Raw genomic sequence first — 17000 nt, forward strand, 5'->3', positions numbered from 1 at the left:
CAGGGCTTGGCTGGGGCCATATGCCCTATCCCGCCGTCGCCGACGATATCACCGCTGGCCGACTCGTCGTCATCGAGCCAGAGGGAACGCCAACCGGCAAGAATATGCCCATGTCAGCGATCTACCGCTCCGACGCGCCGCCGGGGCGCGCCGGCCGCTGGATGATCGATCGCCTCAAGTCGATAATCGCAGGCCCTTGCAGCAAGGCCGATTGAATGTCGGAAGAGAATGCTCTTGAGGTCAAGGCGGAACGTACACCGCCGCGCGGCCGACATTGATTCGCTTGAGCCCCTGGTCGCCGATCCCGCTTGGCCGGGCCCCCTGATCATAGCCCCGAGATCGCGTTTATTCGCCATCAGCCGTAGATCTCAATTGAATCGCCGGGCTCGGATGTCGAGGTCCACCCGGCCATCTATCATATATACTGATACTTCCGATAAGATCAAAGTGGCTTCTCTGATGGAGATACACGCCGCAATGTCGGTCCGCCAAAGGAGGTAAGACCTATGCGGACTATTACACAGCCAGCTTTGGCAGCCAGTCAGCCGACCGGCTCCAATCGCGCGATCGCCGTTCGCACCCAAGGGCGCAAGATCGGGCCAGTGACGCGGCTGGTAAGCCCCACCGACATCGGCCAATTGATCAAGCCGTTCGTCTTTCTCGATGGCATTGCCCGCGACGGACTTGATCCCAACACGATTGCCGATATGGGGAAAGGGTTTGGCTGGCATCCGCATTCCGGCATCGCCACCGTCTCCCTGCTCTTCGACGGTACGATCTTCGCTGTCGACAGCACCGGAATGCGAGCCGACCTCAAAGCCGGTGCTGTCGATTGGTTTATGGCCGGAGGCGGCGCCTGGCATGGCGGCAAGGTAAGAGAACCCGTAGGCGGGTATCAGCTCTGGGTCGCAATGCCTCCGGAACTTGAGAATGCACCGGCCCGCAGTCGCATATACGGGCCAGAGCATTTCCCGAGAAAGGGTCCGGCGCGCGTCATTCTTGGGACGTGGAACGGCATTGAGAGCCCGATCCCGGTCACATCCCCGATGATCTATCTCGATGTGATATTGACGGCCGGCGAGACGTGGCGGTTCGAACCGCCAAAAGGCTATGAGATAGCCTGGTTGGCTGTGCATTCGGGCGAGTTGCTCACTTCCGAACCAGTTGATGCTGGCGAGCTTGTCGTCTTCGAAGAAGCAGAAGCACCGGTCCAACTGGAGGCACGACAGGATACCCGGCTGGTTTTCGGGGCCGCGGTCAAGCATCCGTATGACCTAGTGCTGGGCTACTACTCGGTTCACACCAGTGCCGATGCTCTTGCAAAGGGCGAGAGACATTACCGCGACCTCGGCGAAAGGCTCCGCAGCGCTGGAACAATTCAGGATTAGCAGACAACCCTCGCCAAGCTTGGGCCAAGAAGATCCGACCGCCCCCAGCAAACGACTCGAAATTTCAAACAAGCAGACAAGGCAGCGTCATCGCTTCCCAAGCTAACAGGAGCCCATCATGGCAAAATCAGCAGTAGCAGAACAATCTCCCACACCATCGACCCCTCGCTGGAAGACGATCAGTTTCTGGGTGCTCAGAATCGCATTTGCTCTTCTGCTCGTGGCGGCCGGTGGCTCGAAACTCACCGGCAATGAGCAGATGGTTCAGCTCTTCGACGCGATCGGCATTGGCCAGTGGTTCCGTATCTTCACGGGGATCTGTGAACTTTCAACCGCCATTCTCTTGTTGTTCCCGGCAACGATCGGCATCGGCGCACTGTTGGGCTTTGGCGTGATGGTCGGCGCCACTATCGCCAATATCTTCATTCTGCACCACGACTTCATCCATTCCTCGATACCAGCGATCATCTTGGCGCTCATCGCTTGGACATATCGCAGCCAGCTTTTGAAATTGGTTCGGTCCGGGGATCGCAATTCTTGATCGACCGCCGCCGAGAGGAGGCAATCTTATGAAATCACTAGAACTCTTAACGCCACTCGAGACGCCAGAACTGAGTTTCGCAAATCGCGTGTTCATGGCTCCGATGACTCGCTCGCGCGCCCCGGAGCGAGTACCAACAGCACTCATGAAAGACTACTATGCTCAACGAGCGTCCGCGGGCCTCATTTTTTCCGAGGCTACGCAGATCAGTGCTGAAGGCGTGGGTTATATCTCCACTCCCGGAATTCACACCGAGGAGCAAGTCCGTGAGTGGCGGAGAGTGACCGACGCTGTTCACCAACACGGCGGCGTCATTTTCTGTCAGCTATGGCACGTTGGGAGAGCGTCTCACCCCGACTTTCACGGCGGCAAGCTGCCCGTTGCGCCTTCCGCAATTCCATTCGAGGGACAAGTCTTCACGCCTGAAGGGATGAAAAGCACTGTTACGCCTCGCGCTATGAGTCTCGAAGAGATCGCAAGAACGATTGAAGACTTCAGAAAGGCTGCCGAGGCGGCAAAAATCGCTGGCTTTGACGGCGTCGAGATCCACGGGGCTAGCGGTTACTTACCCGCACAATTTCTGGAAGATGGCACAAACCAGCGGACTGATATCTACGGCGGATCACTGGAAAATCGTGCTCGGTTTCTCCTCGAAGCCACGGACGCAGCAATCAGTGTCTGGGGAGCTGGTCGAGTCTCAGTAAGGCTTTGGCCCCGATTCACGTACAACGGGATGAGCGATTCAGATCCAGAGAAGACTTATCTGTATGTTGTCGAGCAGCTGGAAAAGAGAAGGCTGGGCATTCTTCATTTTGTGGAGTTTCCACCATCGGATGGCGTGAAGCCTATTTCTCCCGCCGTCAGACAAGCATTTTCGCGGGTGTTGGTTCTTAACTGTGGCTACGACAAAGAATCCGCCGAAGCCGCGATTTCAGAAGGTCGCACCGATGCTGTTTCGTTTGGCTCGCTATTCTTGGCAAACCCCGACTTGCCAAAGCGATTTGAGCTTGACGCGGACCTCAACGCGCCAGACCAAGCAACGTTCTACGGCGGCAAGGAAAAGGGATACACGGACTACCCGCGTCTAACTTAGGCCGTTGGCGGCCGCGTTTCCCGCAACGCCGTTGCGCGCCTATTTCGCGGCTTTGGGTGCAGTCCCGCAGGCGGTGCTCGACGGCCACTGCCGGCGTACAAACGGGGGTGTCGGCTTAATAATCACCGGGGCACAGGAATAGGTCGACCTCCCTCGTTGAACGAAACGAGCCAGTGTCCCCCGCTTCCAAGAAGAGGCCCTGGCGGCTCGGAAGAAGGTGGCAGACCAGGTGCACGCGGCCGGTGGCATGATCGAGGACATTTCCCAGCTTAGACCTCCAGCATTTCACGAGCGGCTCCAATGCTGCTGAGGAAAATAAGGTTCGAGGAGACGAAATATGGACGACTTCGAATACATAACAGGCGAACCCACAAATATCGGTCCCGCGGTTGCCGCCCTAAAGCTTAATCCCCCCTTCCCGCCGCATGCTGTCCCACGCGGAGCCGAGCCAACCAAAGTACCGATGGGATTTATGCCGCAGATGCCCTTGGCAGAACGGAACCGCCGATGGGACGGTTTGCGCAAGCGCATGCTGATGGCGAATGTTGATGCCATCCTGTTTCTCGGGAACGATATTTACTGGGATATGGGAAACGCCAACATTCGCTATATCGCGAACGCAGCTTTCAAAATGGGCACGCATATGTCCTTTTTCCTGGATAGCGACCCGGTCGTGTGGAGCTTTGTAGCCCATATGAACAGGCCATATAATTTTCTCCTGTCGGTTCAGGATTGGGTCAAAGACGTAAGGACGGCGCGAGGCCTTGTAGAAATCGCTGCGGACCTTCGTGATCGAGGGCTCGGCCGTGGTCGCATTGGGATTGTCGGCTTTAATTCGACAATTCAGACTGTTACGACATTCCTTAGTGGTGATTTGAAGCTACTTGAACGTGAACTTCCCAATGTTGAGTTTCTCGATATGACCTGGGCATTGCAGGAAATGCGGATGGTCAAGAGCGAAGCAGAAATCGGGATGATGCGAGAAGCTGCGAAGATTTCACGCAAGGTATTGGACGTCCTCGTAGAAATTGCACGCCCCGGCAAGCTTGAATGTGAAGTCTATGCGGAGATGATCCGCACGCAGATCGCCAATGGTGGCGAGCCGAACATTTTCAATCTGTTCGCCTCCGGACCGATCGACCACCCGACCGAGGAACTCTGGCATCTGCTGCATGGCATGGATCAACCCGTAATGCCAAGCCGGCGGCCATTGGCGATCAATGATCTCATCGTCACCGAATGGCACACTAAGTACGGCGGATATCTCGTTCACACCGAATATACTGTCTATGTTGGCGAGAAAGTCCCAGACCCCCTCAATGACATATTCAAGGTATGTGTTGAATCGCTTGATGCCAGCCGGGAAGCACTGAAAGTCGGCAACACCTTGCGAGATGCATGGGAAGCGGTTCGCAAGCCAGCGGAAAGAGCAGGCTACGATTTTGTCGAACTCGGTTTTCACGCCATGGGGCTCGGCTCCCCGGAGTTTCCGACCGTAATCTACAAACCCGGGTACGGCAGCAATGCGCTGAACGGCAGTCGGATCGGAGATCTCGTGCTTGAAGAAGGCATGACCTTCGGAAACAATCTCGACCTTTTCGATCCGAAGTGGAAGCCGGATGTCGGCTGCATGTATTCGGATTTCATGGTCGTTCGGCCAAACGGCGCTGAACTCCTGGTCAACACGCCGCGAACGATCGGCATTGCTTATTGATAGAGCGGAGTTGCCTTCTCCTCCAATCACTCACGGGCGGAGTAGCTTCCACCAGCTGTCGCAACGTCACCATATCCGGGCCCAAAGTGCGATTAACGGCCGGTCAGCCGCGCGCACCCACTCGGCTGACAGCACCAGAAGAAAGGCTGCACGAGAATGATCAGTGACAACGCCAAGTCCTCAGAAGACACACCCGAATTACAGCAACTCTATGCCGGCTTCGAGCGCGAGCGTATCATGCCGCTCTGGACCCAGCTGGGCGATCTCATGCCGCTGCATCCCAGGCCCCAGGCGGTGCCTCATGTGTGGAAGTGGGCGACGCTCTTCCCTCTAGCTCAACGGGCTGGCGATCTGGTGCCTGTTGGACGCGGCGGTGAGCGCCGAGCGCTTGGCCTCGCCAATCCCGGCATGGGGGGGCGCCCCTATATCAGCCCGACATTGTGGGCCGCCATCCAGTATCTCGGGCCAAAGGAGACAGCTCCCGAACACCGTCACGCCCAGAATGCCTTTCGTTTCGTGGTTGAGGGCGAGGGCGTTTGGACCGTGGTCAATGGCGACCCGGTGCGCATGTCACGCGGCGACTTTCTCCTGACGCCGGGCTGGCATTTCCATGGACATCATAACCAGTCCGACAAGCCCATGGCCTGGATCGATGGGCTCGACATCCCTTTCTCCTTTCAGAACGACGTCGGCTTCTTTGAGTTCGGTTCCGAGCGTGTCACCGACTATGCGACGCCTCGTTTCTCGCGCAGCGAGAGGCTGTGGTGCCATCCCGGCCTTCGCCCGCTCTCTGGCCTGCAGAACACGGTCAGCTCACCGATCGGCGCCTATCGCTGGGAGCATACCGACCGAGCACTGACCGAGCAGCTCCTGCTGGAGGACGAAGGACAGCCCGCTACCGTCGAGCAGGGCCATGCAGCGGTACGCTATATCAACCCCACCACGGGCGGCGACGTCATGCCGACCATTCGAGCCGAATTCCACCGTTTGCGCGCGGGCACGGCAACTCCGCCCCGCCGCGAGGTAGGATCGTCCGTGTTCCAGGTGTTCAATGGAGGCGGATCGGTCGTGCTGGCGGGCACGGAGCACAAACTCGATATTGGCGACCTGTTCGTGGTACCCTCCTGGGTCGCCTGGTCGCTTCAGGCCGAAACGAGCTTCGATCTCTTCCGCTTTTCCGACGCGCCGATCATGGAGCGGCTAGGCTTCGCACGCACTCAGCTCGAGGCAGGAGAACGCTGATGGCGACCGCCGCTGAACAGGAAGAAGTCGCGCGCGCGGCCCTGCGCGCAAGGCAGGGCAAGGGAGCGCGCTACGATGCGGCAGGCGCCCCTGCGCGCGAGCTCGCCTGGGCACGCCGGGGCGCTGCCTATTTTGCGCGCAAACTCAACGAGCTCAGCGACTTGGCCCTGGATGCTCCCTCCCGGCTGCCGGGCTGGGATCGGCGCATGGTTGTGGCTCACGTCGGCTATCAGGCGCGCTCACTCGCCCGCGTTGCCGAAGCCGCACGCAAGTCCCGCGTGCGTGAGGAACTCGGCGATCCCGATCAAGGCCCCGACGATCTAGCATTGGGAGCGACACTGCCCGCCCACGCCCTGCGTTACCTCTATGAGCATTCCCAGGCCCATCTCAACGTCGAGTGGCGTGATCTTAGCGAGACAGACTGGGACGCCCGTATCGAGACACTCAAGGGGCACGAGATCACACCGCGCCAAAGCACGTTCGAGCGCGCCTTCGCGGTCTGGATACACAGCGTCGACCTCGGTAATGGAGGAAGCTTCCGGGATTTTCCGGCTGAACTCATCGACGCCCTCGTCCGGCAACGCCGACAGGCGCTCGGCGAGGCCCGCGTGGTCATGGCGCCAGACGATGCCGGGCTCGTGTCTTGGCAAAGAGCGCGGCTGCTATCCGGGCGGGCGGATCACGATGGAGCCCCGGTCGACGCCCTCCGGCAGATCCCGCTGTGGATGCCCTGACACCAGCATCCCGCCGGCCAGCGAAGGCCAAGATCGGACGTGATCAAGGCGACTGCCTTGAAGGAGATATCAAGATGAACACTCTATCCCGCTTGTTTCCCTCGCCAGAATTTCCGAGCGTAACAGTTCGTGGCGAGAGCCGCGCCTTTCCGGTGCATCGCATCTTCTGCGTCGGACGCAACTACGCCGAGCATGCCAAAGAGATGGGCTTTGCCGTCGACCGCGAAGCGCCCTTCTATTTCCTCAAATCGGCGCTTGCCGCCGTGCCGAGCGGTGCGACCCTGCCCTACCCGCCCGGTACGTCGAACTATCACTACGAGATGGAGCTGGTGGTCGCCATCGGTACGCCAGCCTTCCAGGTGGCGCCGGAACATGCCATGCAGGCCGTCTATGGTTATGCGGCCGGCCTCGACATGACCCGCCGCGATCTGCAGATCGCCGCCCGCGAAAAGGGACGCCCCTGGGATCTCGGCAAGGATTTCGAGCAATCGGCGGTCATCGCCGAGATCACCCGTGCCATCGATTTCGGAGTCGTTGGCCCCCAGCGCATGAAGCTTTCGGTCGCAGGCTCCGTCAGGCAGGACGCGCACCTGTCCGATCTCATCTGGTCCGTCCCTGAGATCATCAGCCATCTTTCCGGCTATTACCACCTTGCGCCGGGTGACCTGATCTTCACAGGCACGCCAGCCGGTGTTGGGCCGGTGGTACCCAGAGACATGCTCCATGGCGAGATCGATGGCCTCGCACCCGTAAATCTGACCGTCGGAGAGGCCAAATCGTGATCCTCCATGGCTATTTTCGCAGCTCAGCCGCCTATCGCTGCCGCATCGCACTCAATCTCAAGGGTATCGGTTACGAAAGCCGCCCGATTCACTTGCGCCGGGGTGGGGGCGAGCAGAAACTTCCAGCCTACCTTGAGCTCAACCCACAGGGTCTGGTGCCCACCCTCGAGGTCGGTGACCTGCGCCTGACCCAGTCGCTCGCCATCATCGAATGGCTGGAAGAAACCTATCCAACCCCCGCACTCCTGCCGACCAACAAGGATCTGCGCGCTCGGGCCCGAGCCTTCGCCGAAGTGATCGCATGCGATACGCACCCGCTGCAGAACCTGCGCGTACTCGATTATCTGAAAGGTGAATTTAAGCTAGACCAACGAGCTGCCGATGCCTGGTGCCAACACTGGATCGGTGACGGTCTTGCAGCTTGCGAGGCTCTACTGGCGCGTGAAGAGACCGGCGGCAACTTCTGCTTTGGCGACGAGCCCAGCATCGCTGACGTCTGTCTCATTCCGCAAATGTTTTCGGCAGTCCGATTCGGAGTGGATCTTTCGACTGTGCCCAGGCTGCAGGCCATTCAGAAAATATGCGATGGCCTGCCTGCCTTTTCCCGTGCACACCCCGCAAACCAAGCAGACAGCGAGACTTAGAGCGCGTTTCGATCTGACTGCATCGATTTGATTTCCCAAATTAGCGTGAAGCTGATTCAGACTGGTCACCGGTTCCGGGGGCCAGTGGGCATGTCGAAAGCTTTATCGGTTGGCTGCGGCAACCAACAGCGCGATCGTAGTAGTCCGAAGTCAATCTGGCGGGAAATCACAGATTCACCGGCTAGTTCCAGCAAAAACGAATACTCCAAGAGATCAAAACAGAAAACATATCGGCACGTCGCGGACGCCTTGGGCAATGCGGTGCCTGCCACCAATATCGTCGAGGGCGACGCAGGCGCGTACTCGGTGCTCAACGATTGCCCAACCGAAGCCAATCATCGTCGTTAAGTGTTGGCGGCATTCGGCATGATACATTCCGAAATCCTTATCCAAGTCACGACACCGTCCGATCAGTCTTACTCAGGGTTTCTGGCAACGATCCCGTTTGCTCTAGCCATTTGCGGCGGTATGGGATCACGTCTGCGCCTGTCCATCTCTCCACCAACTTCGCCAGGCCCTGTGGCTCAACGAGGATGATGACAATAGCGATCAGGCCGAGAATGATAAGGTAAAGGCTGCCGAGATTTGCCATAAGCGAGCGCAGTACGAAGAAGACAATCGTTCCGATGATCGGGCCTTCGAGCCGACCGATACCACCGATCACGACTGCAAAGATAACATAAGCTGTCCAGTCGATAACATTGAAGGCAGCTTCCGGAGAGATACGTGTGTTGCCTAGGAAGATCAGTGCGCCTGCTGCACCGTTAACCGCTGCCGCGATAACATAAACCGTGAACTTCGTACGCCGCACCTTCACTCCCAGGCTGCGTGCGGCTGCTTCGTTGTCCTTGACGGCCCGCAGACCAAGTCCGATTGACGAACGCAAGAGAAAGAGCGCCGCACCATTCGCTATCAGCGCCAGAGCGAGCGCCGCCAGCATAAATACGCTCTCGCGGTTGGCACGGGAGACCGCGATCGACCGCAGGATATCTGGCGGCAAGCTTAGCCCACCCCCCGCTCCAACGGCTGGGAAGATGGCGAAGGATAGAAGAAACACCTCTGCGATCACCCACGTGCCGATTGTGAGATGTGGTCCTCGCAATCGGAAGATCACGAACGACAGCGGTACTGCAACTCCCGCTGTCACAACTCCGGCTACTGGGACAGCAGCAAGGGGGTGGAGCCCGAATGACAGAGCCGCGACGAAGAGGGTGTAGCCGCCAATGCCGATGAATGCGTGCTGCCCAACCGATACGATTCCCGTGTAACCCGCGAGAAGATTCCAGGACTGCGCCAGCGTCAACATCGTTAGCAACTCGAACAACAAACGCATCTGCGCCGGCGCCATCCAAAACGGTCCGGCTGCAACGCAGACAATCGCTGCGACAAGGAGGCCGCGCAGGCCTAGAAGTAGCGGAGGACGGACGCTCATCAGCGGTGCTCTATCTTTGGAAGCAGGCCCTGCGGACGAAGCACAAGAACCAGAAGGAAGACGATATGACCGGCGAGGATCTGGAAGCTCGGCGAAACCGCTGATCCGGTGGTCTGGGCTATGCCCAAAATGATTCCGCCTGCAAGGGTGCCCCAAAGCGAGCCAAGGCCGCCGATGATGATGGCCTCGAAGGCAAAGATCAGACGAGCCGGCCCGTCGGTCGGTGAGAAATTCGTGCGGATGGACATTAGTACGCCGGCAATCCCGACGACGAAAAAAGCGACCGCTCCGGCATAAGCCCGAACCTTACCAGGATCGATGCCCATGAGCGACAGAACTTCGACGTCGTCGGACGCCGCCCGTATTAACCTTCCGGACCGTGTATAGGTCAAAGCGAATTCAAGGAGTGCAATCAACACTATCGACAACACGAGAATTAGAATCGGAAACAGACCGATCGTGCTGCCAAAAACGCCAACGCTAGCAACCTCGAAGCCGCCGATGGAGAGCTTTTGTGTATCGGCGGAGAAATGGAGCAGCAAAACATTCTGAATTACGATCGACAAACCAAACGTCACGAGAACCGAGACGAGTGGGTCCTTCTGCAGCGTGTAATTCAGCAAAGTACGCTGCGCCGCGTAGCCGATCGCAGCCATTATGATGGGGACAAAGATGACGTCAGCCATCGGACTCAGCCCAAACCCATGGACGAGGACAAGACCCATATAGGCGGCCATTACAATGAAATCGCCATGGGCCAAATTCACGAGCCGCATGACGCCGAAGAGAATCGACAACCCAAGCGCATAGAGTGCGTACAGCCCCCCAATAAGAACTCCGGTGACGAGGGTCTCGAAGATAATCATGCTGGCACCTCCGCCGCTTTGCCCATATATGCTGCACTCACGACGTCGAAGCTCACCTCGCGCGTCTCCCGCGCCAGCGCCAGATGACCCTCCAGGAAGCAGACAACGCGGTCCGACATATCGAGCGCCCGCCGGACATCCTGTTCCACGATGACGAGTGCGCACCCGTCTGCCTTGATTTGCGGCACGGCGGCGTAAATCTCTTCGATTACGACGGGCGCCAGCCCCAAGGACAACTCATCGCACAGCAGCAGCAGAGGGTTCGACAAGAGCGCGCGCCCGATCGCCACCATCTGTTGCTGGCCACCTGACAAGGATGTTGCTTTCTGGTTCCGGCGGTCGCGCAACACCGGAAAGAGACTGAAGACCTTTTCGAGCGACCAAGCGCCCTTTCGGCCGCTGTCTGTTCCCATTAGTAGGTTTTCTTCGACATTCAGCGAAGGGAACAAACGCCGGCCTTCCGGTACCATGGCGATGCCTTCACGCGCGATGCGATAGGCCGGAAGGCCACCGAGATTTAGTCCATTGAAGACGATTCTGGCGTTGCGGTCGGGGACTAGACCGGTCAGGCTGCGCAGAAACGTCGATTTACCGGCACCGTTCGCCCCGACGAGTGCAACAGTCTCTCCGGCCGATATCGAAAAATCGATCCCGAACAGGGCCTGAAAATCTCCGTAGAAGGCATCGAGGGCTTTGACATCTAGAAGGTTGGTCATGGCACGTCTTTCGAGGGACCGCCCATGTATTCGGTGCGCACCCGCGGGTCATTTAAGACGACCGCTGGAGGTCCGTCGGCGATTAAGGTTCCTTGGGCCAACACGATCAGGCGGTCCACTACACGCACCAGCGCATTGACTATGTGCTCAACCCAGATGACGGTTGTCCCTGCGGCGTGAATTTCGCGTATGAGCCCGACGAGTTCGTCGCATTCGGCGGGCGTGAGGCCTCCCGCAATCTCGTCCAACAGGATCAGTTGGGGCTCTGTCGCCATAGCACGCGCGAGCTCCAGCCGTTTGCGGTTGAGCAACGTCAGTGAACCGGCAGCCAGACCTGCAAAGCGATATAGCCCAGTCCGGTGCAAGATATCATTGCAGGCAGTTGATTGATCTCCAGACCGACCACTTCCAAAGGTAGCTCCGACCAACACGTTCTCGAAAACGGTCATGTGCTCGAATGGTCGAGGAATTTGATAGCTGCGAGCAATACCGGCCTTTACGCGAACGTCTGGCGGGGAACGGCCGAGGTCTACGCCATCGAAGTGGATCGAACCGCTGGCAAGAGGCAGCTCGCCCGCGATGAGGTTAAACAATGTCGATTTGCCCGCGCCGTTCGGGCCAAGGATGCCAACCGCCTCTCGCCGGTCGACCGTGAAGGTGACGTCTTCAAGAACCCTCACTGCCCCAAACGATTTGGCAGCCTTGTTCACTTTCAGTAAGCGGGGATGATCGACCATGCTCAGCTCAGCTCAGCTTCTGCATTTGGCCGGCCATCGGAATTTCCGGAGCGGTCGCATTGGAAACGATAACAAGGTCGTAGGGGAATTTCCCTCCATTCGTCATTCGCCATTGGCCACCCACGAGTCTTGTCCTGGCGACATTTGGAACTGGACCATTGGAAAAGTCGATTAGTCCGACCACCGTCTGCGCTTTCGTTTTGCCGATCGCCTCGGCGATAGAGTCAGGATCGCTCACGTCCGCGGCCCGCCCTAGTACATCAGCGGCTAGCTCGAACAGCGCATGAGCGAAACCAACTGGCTGCGTCCACTGTCGGCCAGTGGCGGCGGTGTAAGAGTCACCCAGGGTTCGGGCTGATTGTCCCGTCAACGACGAGACGAATGGATGCGAGGGCGACCACCACACTTCGCAGCTGAGATTTTGTCCCGCACCGCCGAGCGCCTCAAGGGACCTTGGGAATAGGATTGCCTTGCCAATCGTCGCTATCCGCGGTCGGTAGCCCTGTTGCCGTGCCTGGGTCCAAAACGTCGTCAAATCGGGTGGGATAGGTGGTCCTGTGACAATCTGGCAATCGTCCGCCTTGAAGGAATTGATCATGCTGGAAAAATCATCCGACAGGTCTTTGTATTGGCCGAAACTGATCACCCTATAGCCGCGCGCCTCCAACAGCGGCGGAATACCAGATTGGGGGTTCGACCAGGCTGCCCCGTCGGAGTCGTTGGGAAACAAAGCGCCGACGACCTTATTGGTCTCGATCGTATCCCACATATTGGCATAAACGGTCATGACATCCTCAAGACCGAAGAAGAAGTGATACGTGTATTTGAAGCCTTTCTTAGAATCGCCGCCACGTCCTAAGAACCATGACTGCCATGGTGCGACTGTCGAAATGCATGGTACTTGGTTGAGTTCGCACTGGTCTGATACAGGATTGGTGGTCTCCGGTGCAGACGACACCAGCATCAGGTTGACACCTTCTCGCAGGATCAGATCGCTCGCGACCTCTGACGCTCGATTCTGGCTGGATTGGGAGTCTTTGATCACGATTTCAACGGACCTGATTGTCCCGCCAATCTTGATTCCTTTCGAGAAGGCCTGCCTAACCCCCGCAAGAATGAAGTCGTCTGCTTCGGCGAAAACCGCCAATGGCCCAGTCTTTGGGGTGACATAACCGATCTTGATCGGTTTATTCTCGGCTACTGCCGGCTTGGCGAGCATAGTCAACGACCCCGCTGCTGCGGTTTTTAGGAAACTACGCCGGCTAAAATTCGAAAGACTGCCCATGTGCTTTTCCTCCTGAGCTGCTTGCGTTTGTTCTTCTCCGTCCATCGGGACGGAGAGTCCAAGCGAGCTTCGATTTCTGCGATTTTGGCCGGTGATTTGTGCGGTCGTGACCTAGCAACAGGCCGCCATCATCCCATCTTGCGCAACGCGCGCGCCCTCCTACCAGGCGTTTTCAGTTGACCGATTGGCTATCCTTGCGACTCCCATTCGTTCAAGTTGTCGAACCCTTTTTCTTTTGCCAGATAGCCAACAAACACCCCTTCTGGATCGCGCTGTTGCCGAATGACCTTGAGGCGCGACCAAGCATCATCGGTCAGGCAGCGCACTTCCCGATGCTGTTGATCCGAATCTCCCCAGTATTGGCCATAGGTTAGGGGTTCGAGCGCTTTCATTGCCGAAAGCGACCAATCCCGATAGCGTTGATCGTCTTCCGCATGAGGGTAAATGATGTAGGCGCCGACCATAACTTTCGTCCGCAGTGACATCGCCATATCCGGTCCACTGCGGGGAAGAGCAAACTGGAAAAATGTATGGCCAGGTTCATCGACAGGTCTGTCAAAGACCAAAGCATGCGATGCGTCTGCGATGTCACTGTAGCTTCCGTCTACCCAAGCAGAATCAACTCGATATCGAAATCCGGAAGGATGAATGGAATCGATAAACGCATACTGCTCTTCCATTGAGGTCGGGAAGCAATCTTGAAGTAGCAGGGCCTCTCCGAGATAAGGACACTCATTTAGCGGTGCGAGTACCGCGGTCGCTTCCTCGACTGTGTCGCAAAACGCCAATCCCAAAACGTCTAAGACAAAGCCGCCATTATGGCCCGGAACGGGTGTTGCCGGAATCACTGAGAAGGCAAGAAGGTGTACCTTGTCTGAAATGGCCGTTTGCTTCTCGCCCAGCCAAACAAACACCTTGGAAAAGCAATCAATGGGGTATACTTGGCGGGTATAACGTAGGGCTTTGGGAATGGGCCGCGTTTGAATATAGAAGCGCGTCACTGCCCCAAAAAAGCCGGGTCCCGATCCTCGAGCTGCCCAGAGCATGTCCGCGTTCTGCGTCTCGTCCGCCCTTATAAGTTCGCCATCAGCAGTAACGACGTCGATAGCGACAAGGCCCTCGGCGGCATAGCCCCAACCGCGAAAATTCCACCCCATGCCGCCCTGAAGTATGAAGCCGCCTACGCCAACAGAAGGGCACCCGCCTCCCGCAAAAAAGCGACCGTACGGTCTGAGATAGGCATAGAGTTCATTACCACCCTGGACAGCGGGGGTGACACTAACGATCCCAGTATCCACATCGAGCATCATCTCTTTGAAGCCGCCAAGATCGAGCAAGAGAGCGTCGTCTCGCACTCCCCAGACAGGAAAACTGTGCCCACCTGCCAGTATTCCTACTTTGATCCCTTGGGCATTGGCGTATCGAACGCCGTCAACAATATCCTGCTCAGAAGAGACCCTAATAATCGCTGCCGGAAATCGATCCGGATGCCGATCATGAAAGATCCGTGAGGTCCGGGCGGCGTCATATCCTTCGCCCCCGCGTAAGATCAATTTATCGCCCAGCGTCCGTGCCAAGTCGTCCGCCTTCGCGTTTGTCGACTTCATGCCATGTCCTTTCAGCTGTCGTTGCGAAGAATAAACGTCATTGATCGCCCCTGATTTACAGACAACTGAAACAGCATCTGCCAGAGCACATCCCCACAATTGGCCTATTGCCGCGTTTCTCTTAAGTGTCAGGAACAGTCACCAAGGCAATGTGCCGCCTTCGGCAAAGTAACCACCTGTCGGACCGTCCTCGCCAAGGCTTGCATATTGCACGATAACCTTGGCCGCCTCCTCTGGCGTTCTGCTCCCCGTGAACGCATTCAGATCGGTTGCCGTAAATCCGGGGTTGACAGCGTTGATTTTAAAGCCTTCCCCGCGAAGCTCTTTCGCTAGTAGCACCGTGAAGGCATTGAGCGCAGACTTGGATGAGCAATAAGCCAACATGTCAGCTGCCGCGTAAGGGAACTCAGGGTAGGAGTGCAACGAGAGCGACCCCAAATCACTCGATATATTGGCAATTGTCTTGCCTCTCCCAGCTCGCAAAAGAGGCAACATTAACTGGGTGACCATGATAGGCCCAAAGAGATTCACATCGTATGTTTCAAGAAGGGTTTGTTTGTCGCATTTGCTAGCCGGCAACAAATTAGGATTAATGCCTGCATTGTTGACAAGGGTGTCAAGGTGGCCGATTTCTTTATCTATTCGACTGACGGCAGCCGCGATTGAAACCGGGCTAGTGACATCCAACTGAATAACGCGAATGTCGAGTTCTGACCGACCGATTGCTTCTTTCGCTTCATGCCCAAGCTGTTCACTCCGGCTACCAAGATAGACAGTATAGCCAAGCTCAGCGAGTCCCTTTACTACGACGCGACCAATACCCTTGTTTGCCCCAGTGACCAAGGCAATCTGCTTTTCTGACATCATTTGACACACCCCTTGCGGTACCAAAATTCGCACCTGATAATGTTATCGTGAGCGTTTCTTCACATCAGCGAATTCGCATTTCATGGAGGCAATCGCAGATGGCGTTCTGCCCAGAAAACATGGCGTTTTGCTCCGAAAATTGCCGGTTCAAGCACGCTCGATTGCGACAATTGAAGCGATCCGAGCGGCAATTATTTGGGTTTTGGAAAGCGAGGGCTCGCCTATCTGACGCTCACCACCGGGTGACGTCTGGGGGAAACGAGACGTGCTCCTGCACGATCGCCCACTTGCCGTCAGTCTTGCGATAGACATCCGTGATACGAAACGTCGAGTCGAACGGCTTGCCGTCGCTTGTCGTTCCCGAGACACGCTGGATGCTGTGCGAATACCCTATCTCTCCTTCGGCGTTGATCACCAGGTCGCTCGCCTCGATATTGATCGGCCCCTTGAACATATCGATGAAGCCTTGCCAGGGCTTCTTAAACGCCGCCGCCCCGACATATTCGCGCGGCGGCGCGACATCGTAGACGAACACGTCATCGGAGTAGCAGTTCATAATCTGCGCGAGGTCTTTCGCCTTCATGGCGTCAATGCGCCGCTGTTCGAGCGCCGTAATTTCCGCTGAACTGCTGTTACTAGCGGATACGTGAACCGTGCTGGCAGCGATCATCATCACTGCGGCAACTGTCGATCCGATCATCAAGGCTCTTTTCATTGCTGTCTGTCCTCTCGATGTAGCGAAGGGCGTTGAACCCTTCTCCGACCACATGAACAAGTTAACCCGACGCTTCAGGCGATAGCGTCAAATGCGGATGGTCGAGGGGGATTGCTCCGACGATCTGGGCCCACGCTGGTAGGGACGCGGAACCATTGGCTGTCTCGTAGTCGGCTTAGGTCTTCCCTCTTCGGTTGACCTACATTGCGGCGCTTATCTCCATCAGAGAAGCCACTTTGATCTTATCAGAAGTATCAGTATATATGATGGATGATCGAAAGCGTTTCCCTCGACCAATTGCGCATGTTCGTCGCCGCCGCCGACGCCGGCAGCTTCTCCGCGGCAGCGCTCCAGCTCCACCGGGCTCAGTCCGCCATCAGCCAGGCCATGGTGGCGCTTGAGAGCGCGTTGGACATCTCACTGTTCGATCGCTCGGAGCGTCTTCCAAAGCTGACGCCAGAGGGCGTTAAACTGCTCGGCACCGCACGCGGGATCGTGCGCGACGCCGATGCGCTCAAGGCACATGCCCGCAATATGACTGGCGGGCTGGAGCCCGAACTCTCCATCGTTCTCGACACAATGTTTCCGCAAGGTTTACTGACCAAGGTCGCGCGGGAATGGGCGGCCGCGTTTCCCG

Annotated in this window: 18 protein-coding genes and 1 pseudogene; 10 read left to right on the plus strand and 9 right to left on the minus strand. The window is 57.3% G+C overall.

Annotated features, from left to right (window positions below):
* The 9 genes and pseudogenes from PY650_RS34070 to maiA form a co-directional block, all read left to right on the plus strand.
* Window positions 1-215, plus strand: a pseudogene (locus PY650_RS34070) (LysR family transcriptional regulator); the annotation flags it as partial.
* A gap of 291 nt (window positions 216-506) precedes the next feature.
* Window positions 507-1388: a pirin family protein gene (locus PY650_RS34075; RefSeq protein ID WP_285884412.1), complete on the plus strand. Its 882-nt coding sequence runs from the start codon at window positions 507-509 to the stop codon at window positions 1386-1388.
* A 118-nt stretch (window positions 1389-1506) separates the two neighbouring features.
* Window positions 1507-1929, plus strand: a complete 423-nt coding sequence (locus PY650_RS34080; RefSeq protein WP_285884413.1) for a DoxX family protein — start codon at window positions 1507-1509, stop codon at window positions 1927-1929.
* Between the two features lie 28 nt (window positions 1930-1957).
* Window positions 1958-3022 carry an alkene reductase gene (locus tag PY650_RS34085; RefSeq protein ID WP_285884414.1) on the plus strand — a complete coding sequence of 355 codons (1065 nt, stop codon included), beginning with the start codon at window positions 1958-1960 and terminating at the stop codon, window positions 3020-3022.
* 337 nt (window positions 3023-3359) lie between these two features.
* Window positions 3360-4736, plus strand: coding sequence for a M24 family metallopeptidase (locus PY650_RS34090; RefSeq protein ID WP_285884415.1), 1377 nt, complete (start codon window positions 3360-3362; stop codon window positions 4734-4736).
* 156 nt (window positions 4737-4892) lie between these two features.
* Window positions 4893-5978: a cupin domain-containing protein gene (locus PY650_RS34095; RefSeq protein ID WP_285884416.1), complete on the plus strand. Its 1086-nt coding sequence runs from the start codon at window positions 4893-4895 to the stop codon at window positions 5976-5978.
* The gene (locus tag PY650_RS34100; protein WP_285884417.1) at window positions 5978-6712 is read left to right on the plus strand and encodes a maleylpyruvate isomerase N-terminal domain-containing protein; all 735 of its coding nucleotides are present in this window, start codon (window positions 5978-5980) and stop codon (window positions 6710-6712) included. The genes PY650_RS34095 and PY650_RS34100 overlap by 1 nt, the downstream gene beginning before the upstream one ends.
* Before the next feature lie 74 nt (window positions 6713-6786).
* Window positions 6787-7494, plus strand: coding sequence for a fumarylacetoacetate hydrolase family protein (locus tag PY650_RS34105; RefSeq protein ID WP_285884418.1), 708 nt, complete (start codon window positions 6787-6789; stop codon window positions 7492-7494).
* Window positions 7491-8138 (plus strand): maleylacetoacetate isomerase, encoded by a 648-nt coding sequence (maiA, locus tag PY650_RS34110; protein WP_285884419.1) that lies wholly within the window; start codon window positions 7491-7493, stop codon window positions 8136-8138. Before PY650_RS34105 ends, maiA begins: the two co-directional genes overlap by 4 nt.
* A 213-nt stretch (window positions 8139-8351) precedes the next feature.
* Here the strand turns inward: maiA and PY650_RS34115 are convergent, their stop codons facing one another.
* From PY650_RS34115 to PY650_RS34155, 9 genes are all read right to left on the minus strand, one after another.
* Window positions 8352-8513 (minus strand): hypothetical protein, encoded by a 162-nt coding sequence (locus tag PY650_RS34115; RefSeq protein WP_285884420.1) that lies wholly within the window; start codon window positions 8511-8513, stop codon window positions 8352-8354.
* A 19-nt stretch (window positions 8514-8532) separates the two neighbouring features.
* Window positions 8533-9570, minus strand: coding sequence for a branched-chain amino acid ABC transporter permease (locus PY650_RS34120; RefSeq protein ID WP_285884421.1), 1038 nt, complete (start codon window positions 9568-9570; stop codon window positions 8533-8535).
* On the minus strand, window positions 9570-10436 hold the full coding sequence (locus tag PY650_RS34125) for a branched-chain amino acid ABC transporter permease (protein ID WP_285884423.1): 867 nt from the start codon (window positions 10434-10436) through the stop codon (window positions 9570-9572). The genes PY650_RS34120 and PY650_RS34125 overlap by 1 nt, the downstream gene beginning before the upstream one ends.
* The gene (locus PY650_RS34130) at window positions 10433-11152 is read right to left on the minus strand and encodes an ABC transporter ATP-binding protein (RefSeq protein ID WP_285884424.1); all 720 of its coding nucleotides are present in this window, start codon (window positions 11150-11152) and stop codon (window positions 10433-10435) included. Before PY650_RS34130 ends, PY650_RS34125 begins: the two co-directional genes overlap by 4 nt.
* A complete protein-coding gene (locus PY650_RS34135) occupies window positions 11149-11889 on the minus strand; it encodes an ABC transporter ATP-binding protein (protein WP_285884425.1) in 741 nt (246 codons plus the stop codon). Before PY650_RS34135 ends, PY650_RS34130 begins: the two co-directional genes overlap by 4 nt.
* Before the next feature lie 7 nt (window positions 11890-11896).
* Entirely contained in the window at window positions 11897-13174 is a 1278-nt protein-coding gene (locus PY650_RS34140) for an ABC transporter substrate-binding protein (RefSeq protein ID WP_285884426.1), read from the minus strand.
* A gap of 188 nt (window positions 13175-13362) precedes the next feature.
* Entirely contained in the window at window positions 13363-14781 is a 1419-nt protein-coding gene (locus tag PY650_RS34145) for an FAD-binding oxidoreductase (protein WP_285884427.1), read from the minus strand.
* 138 nt (window positions 14782-14919) lie between these two features.
* A complete protein-coding gene (locus PY650_RS34150) occupies window positions 14920-15648 on the minus strand; it encodes an SDR family oxidoreductase (RefSeq protein ID WP_285884428.1) in 729 nt (242 codons plus the stop codon).
* A 232-nt stretch (window positions 15649-15880) separates the two neighbouring features.
* Window positions 15881-16348, minus strand: coding sequence for a YybH family protein (locus PY650_RS34155; RefSeq protein ID WP_285884430.1), 468 nt, complete (start codon window positions 16346-16348; stop codon window positions 15881-15883).
* Between the two features lie 285 nt (window positions 16349-16633).
* Here PY650_RS34155 and PY650_RS34160 point away from each other — a divergent pair.
* The coding region (locus tag PY650_RS34160) for a LysR family transcriptional regulator (RefSeq protein ID WP_285884429.1) at window positions 16634-17000 on the plus strand (367 nt) is incomplete at its 3' end.

Source organism: Martinezella calliandrae (assembly GCF_030272695.1).
Taxonomy (GTDB): domain Bacteria; phylum Pseudomonadota; class Alphaproteobacteria; order Rhizobiales; family Rhizobiaceae; genus Rhizobium; species Rhizobium calliandrae.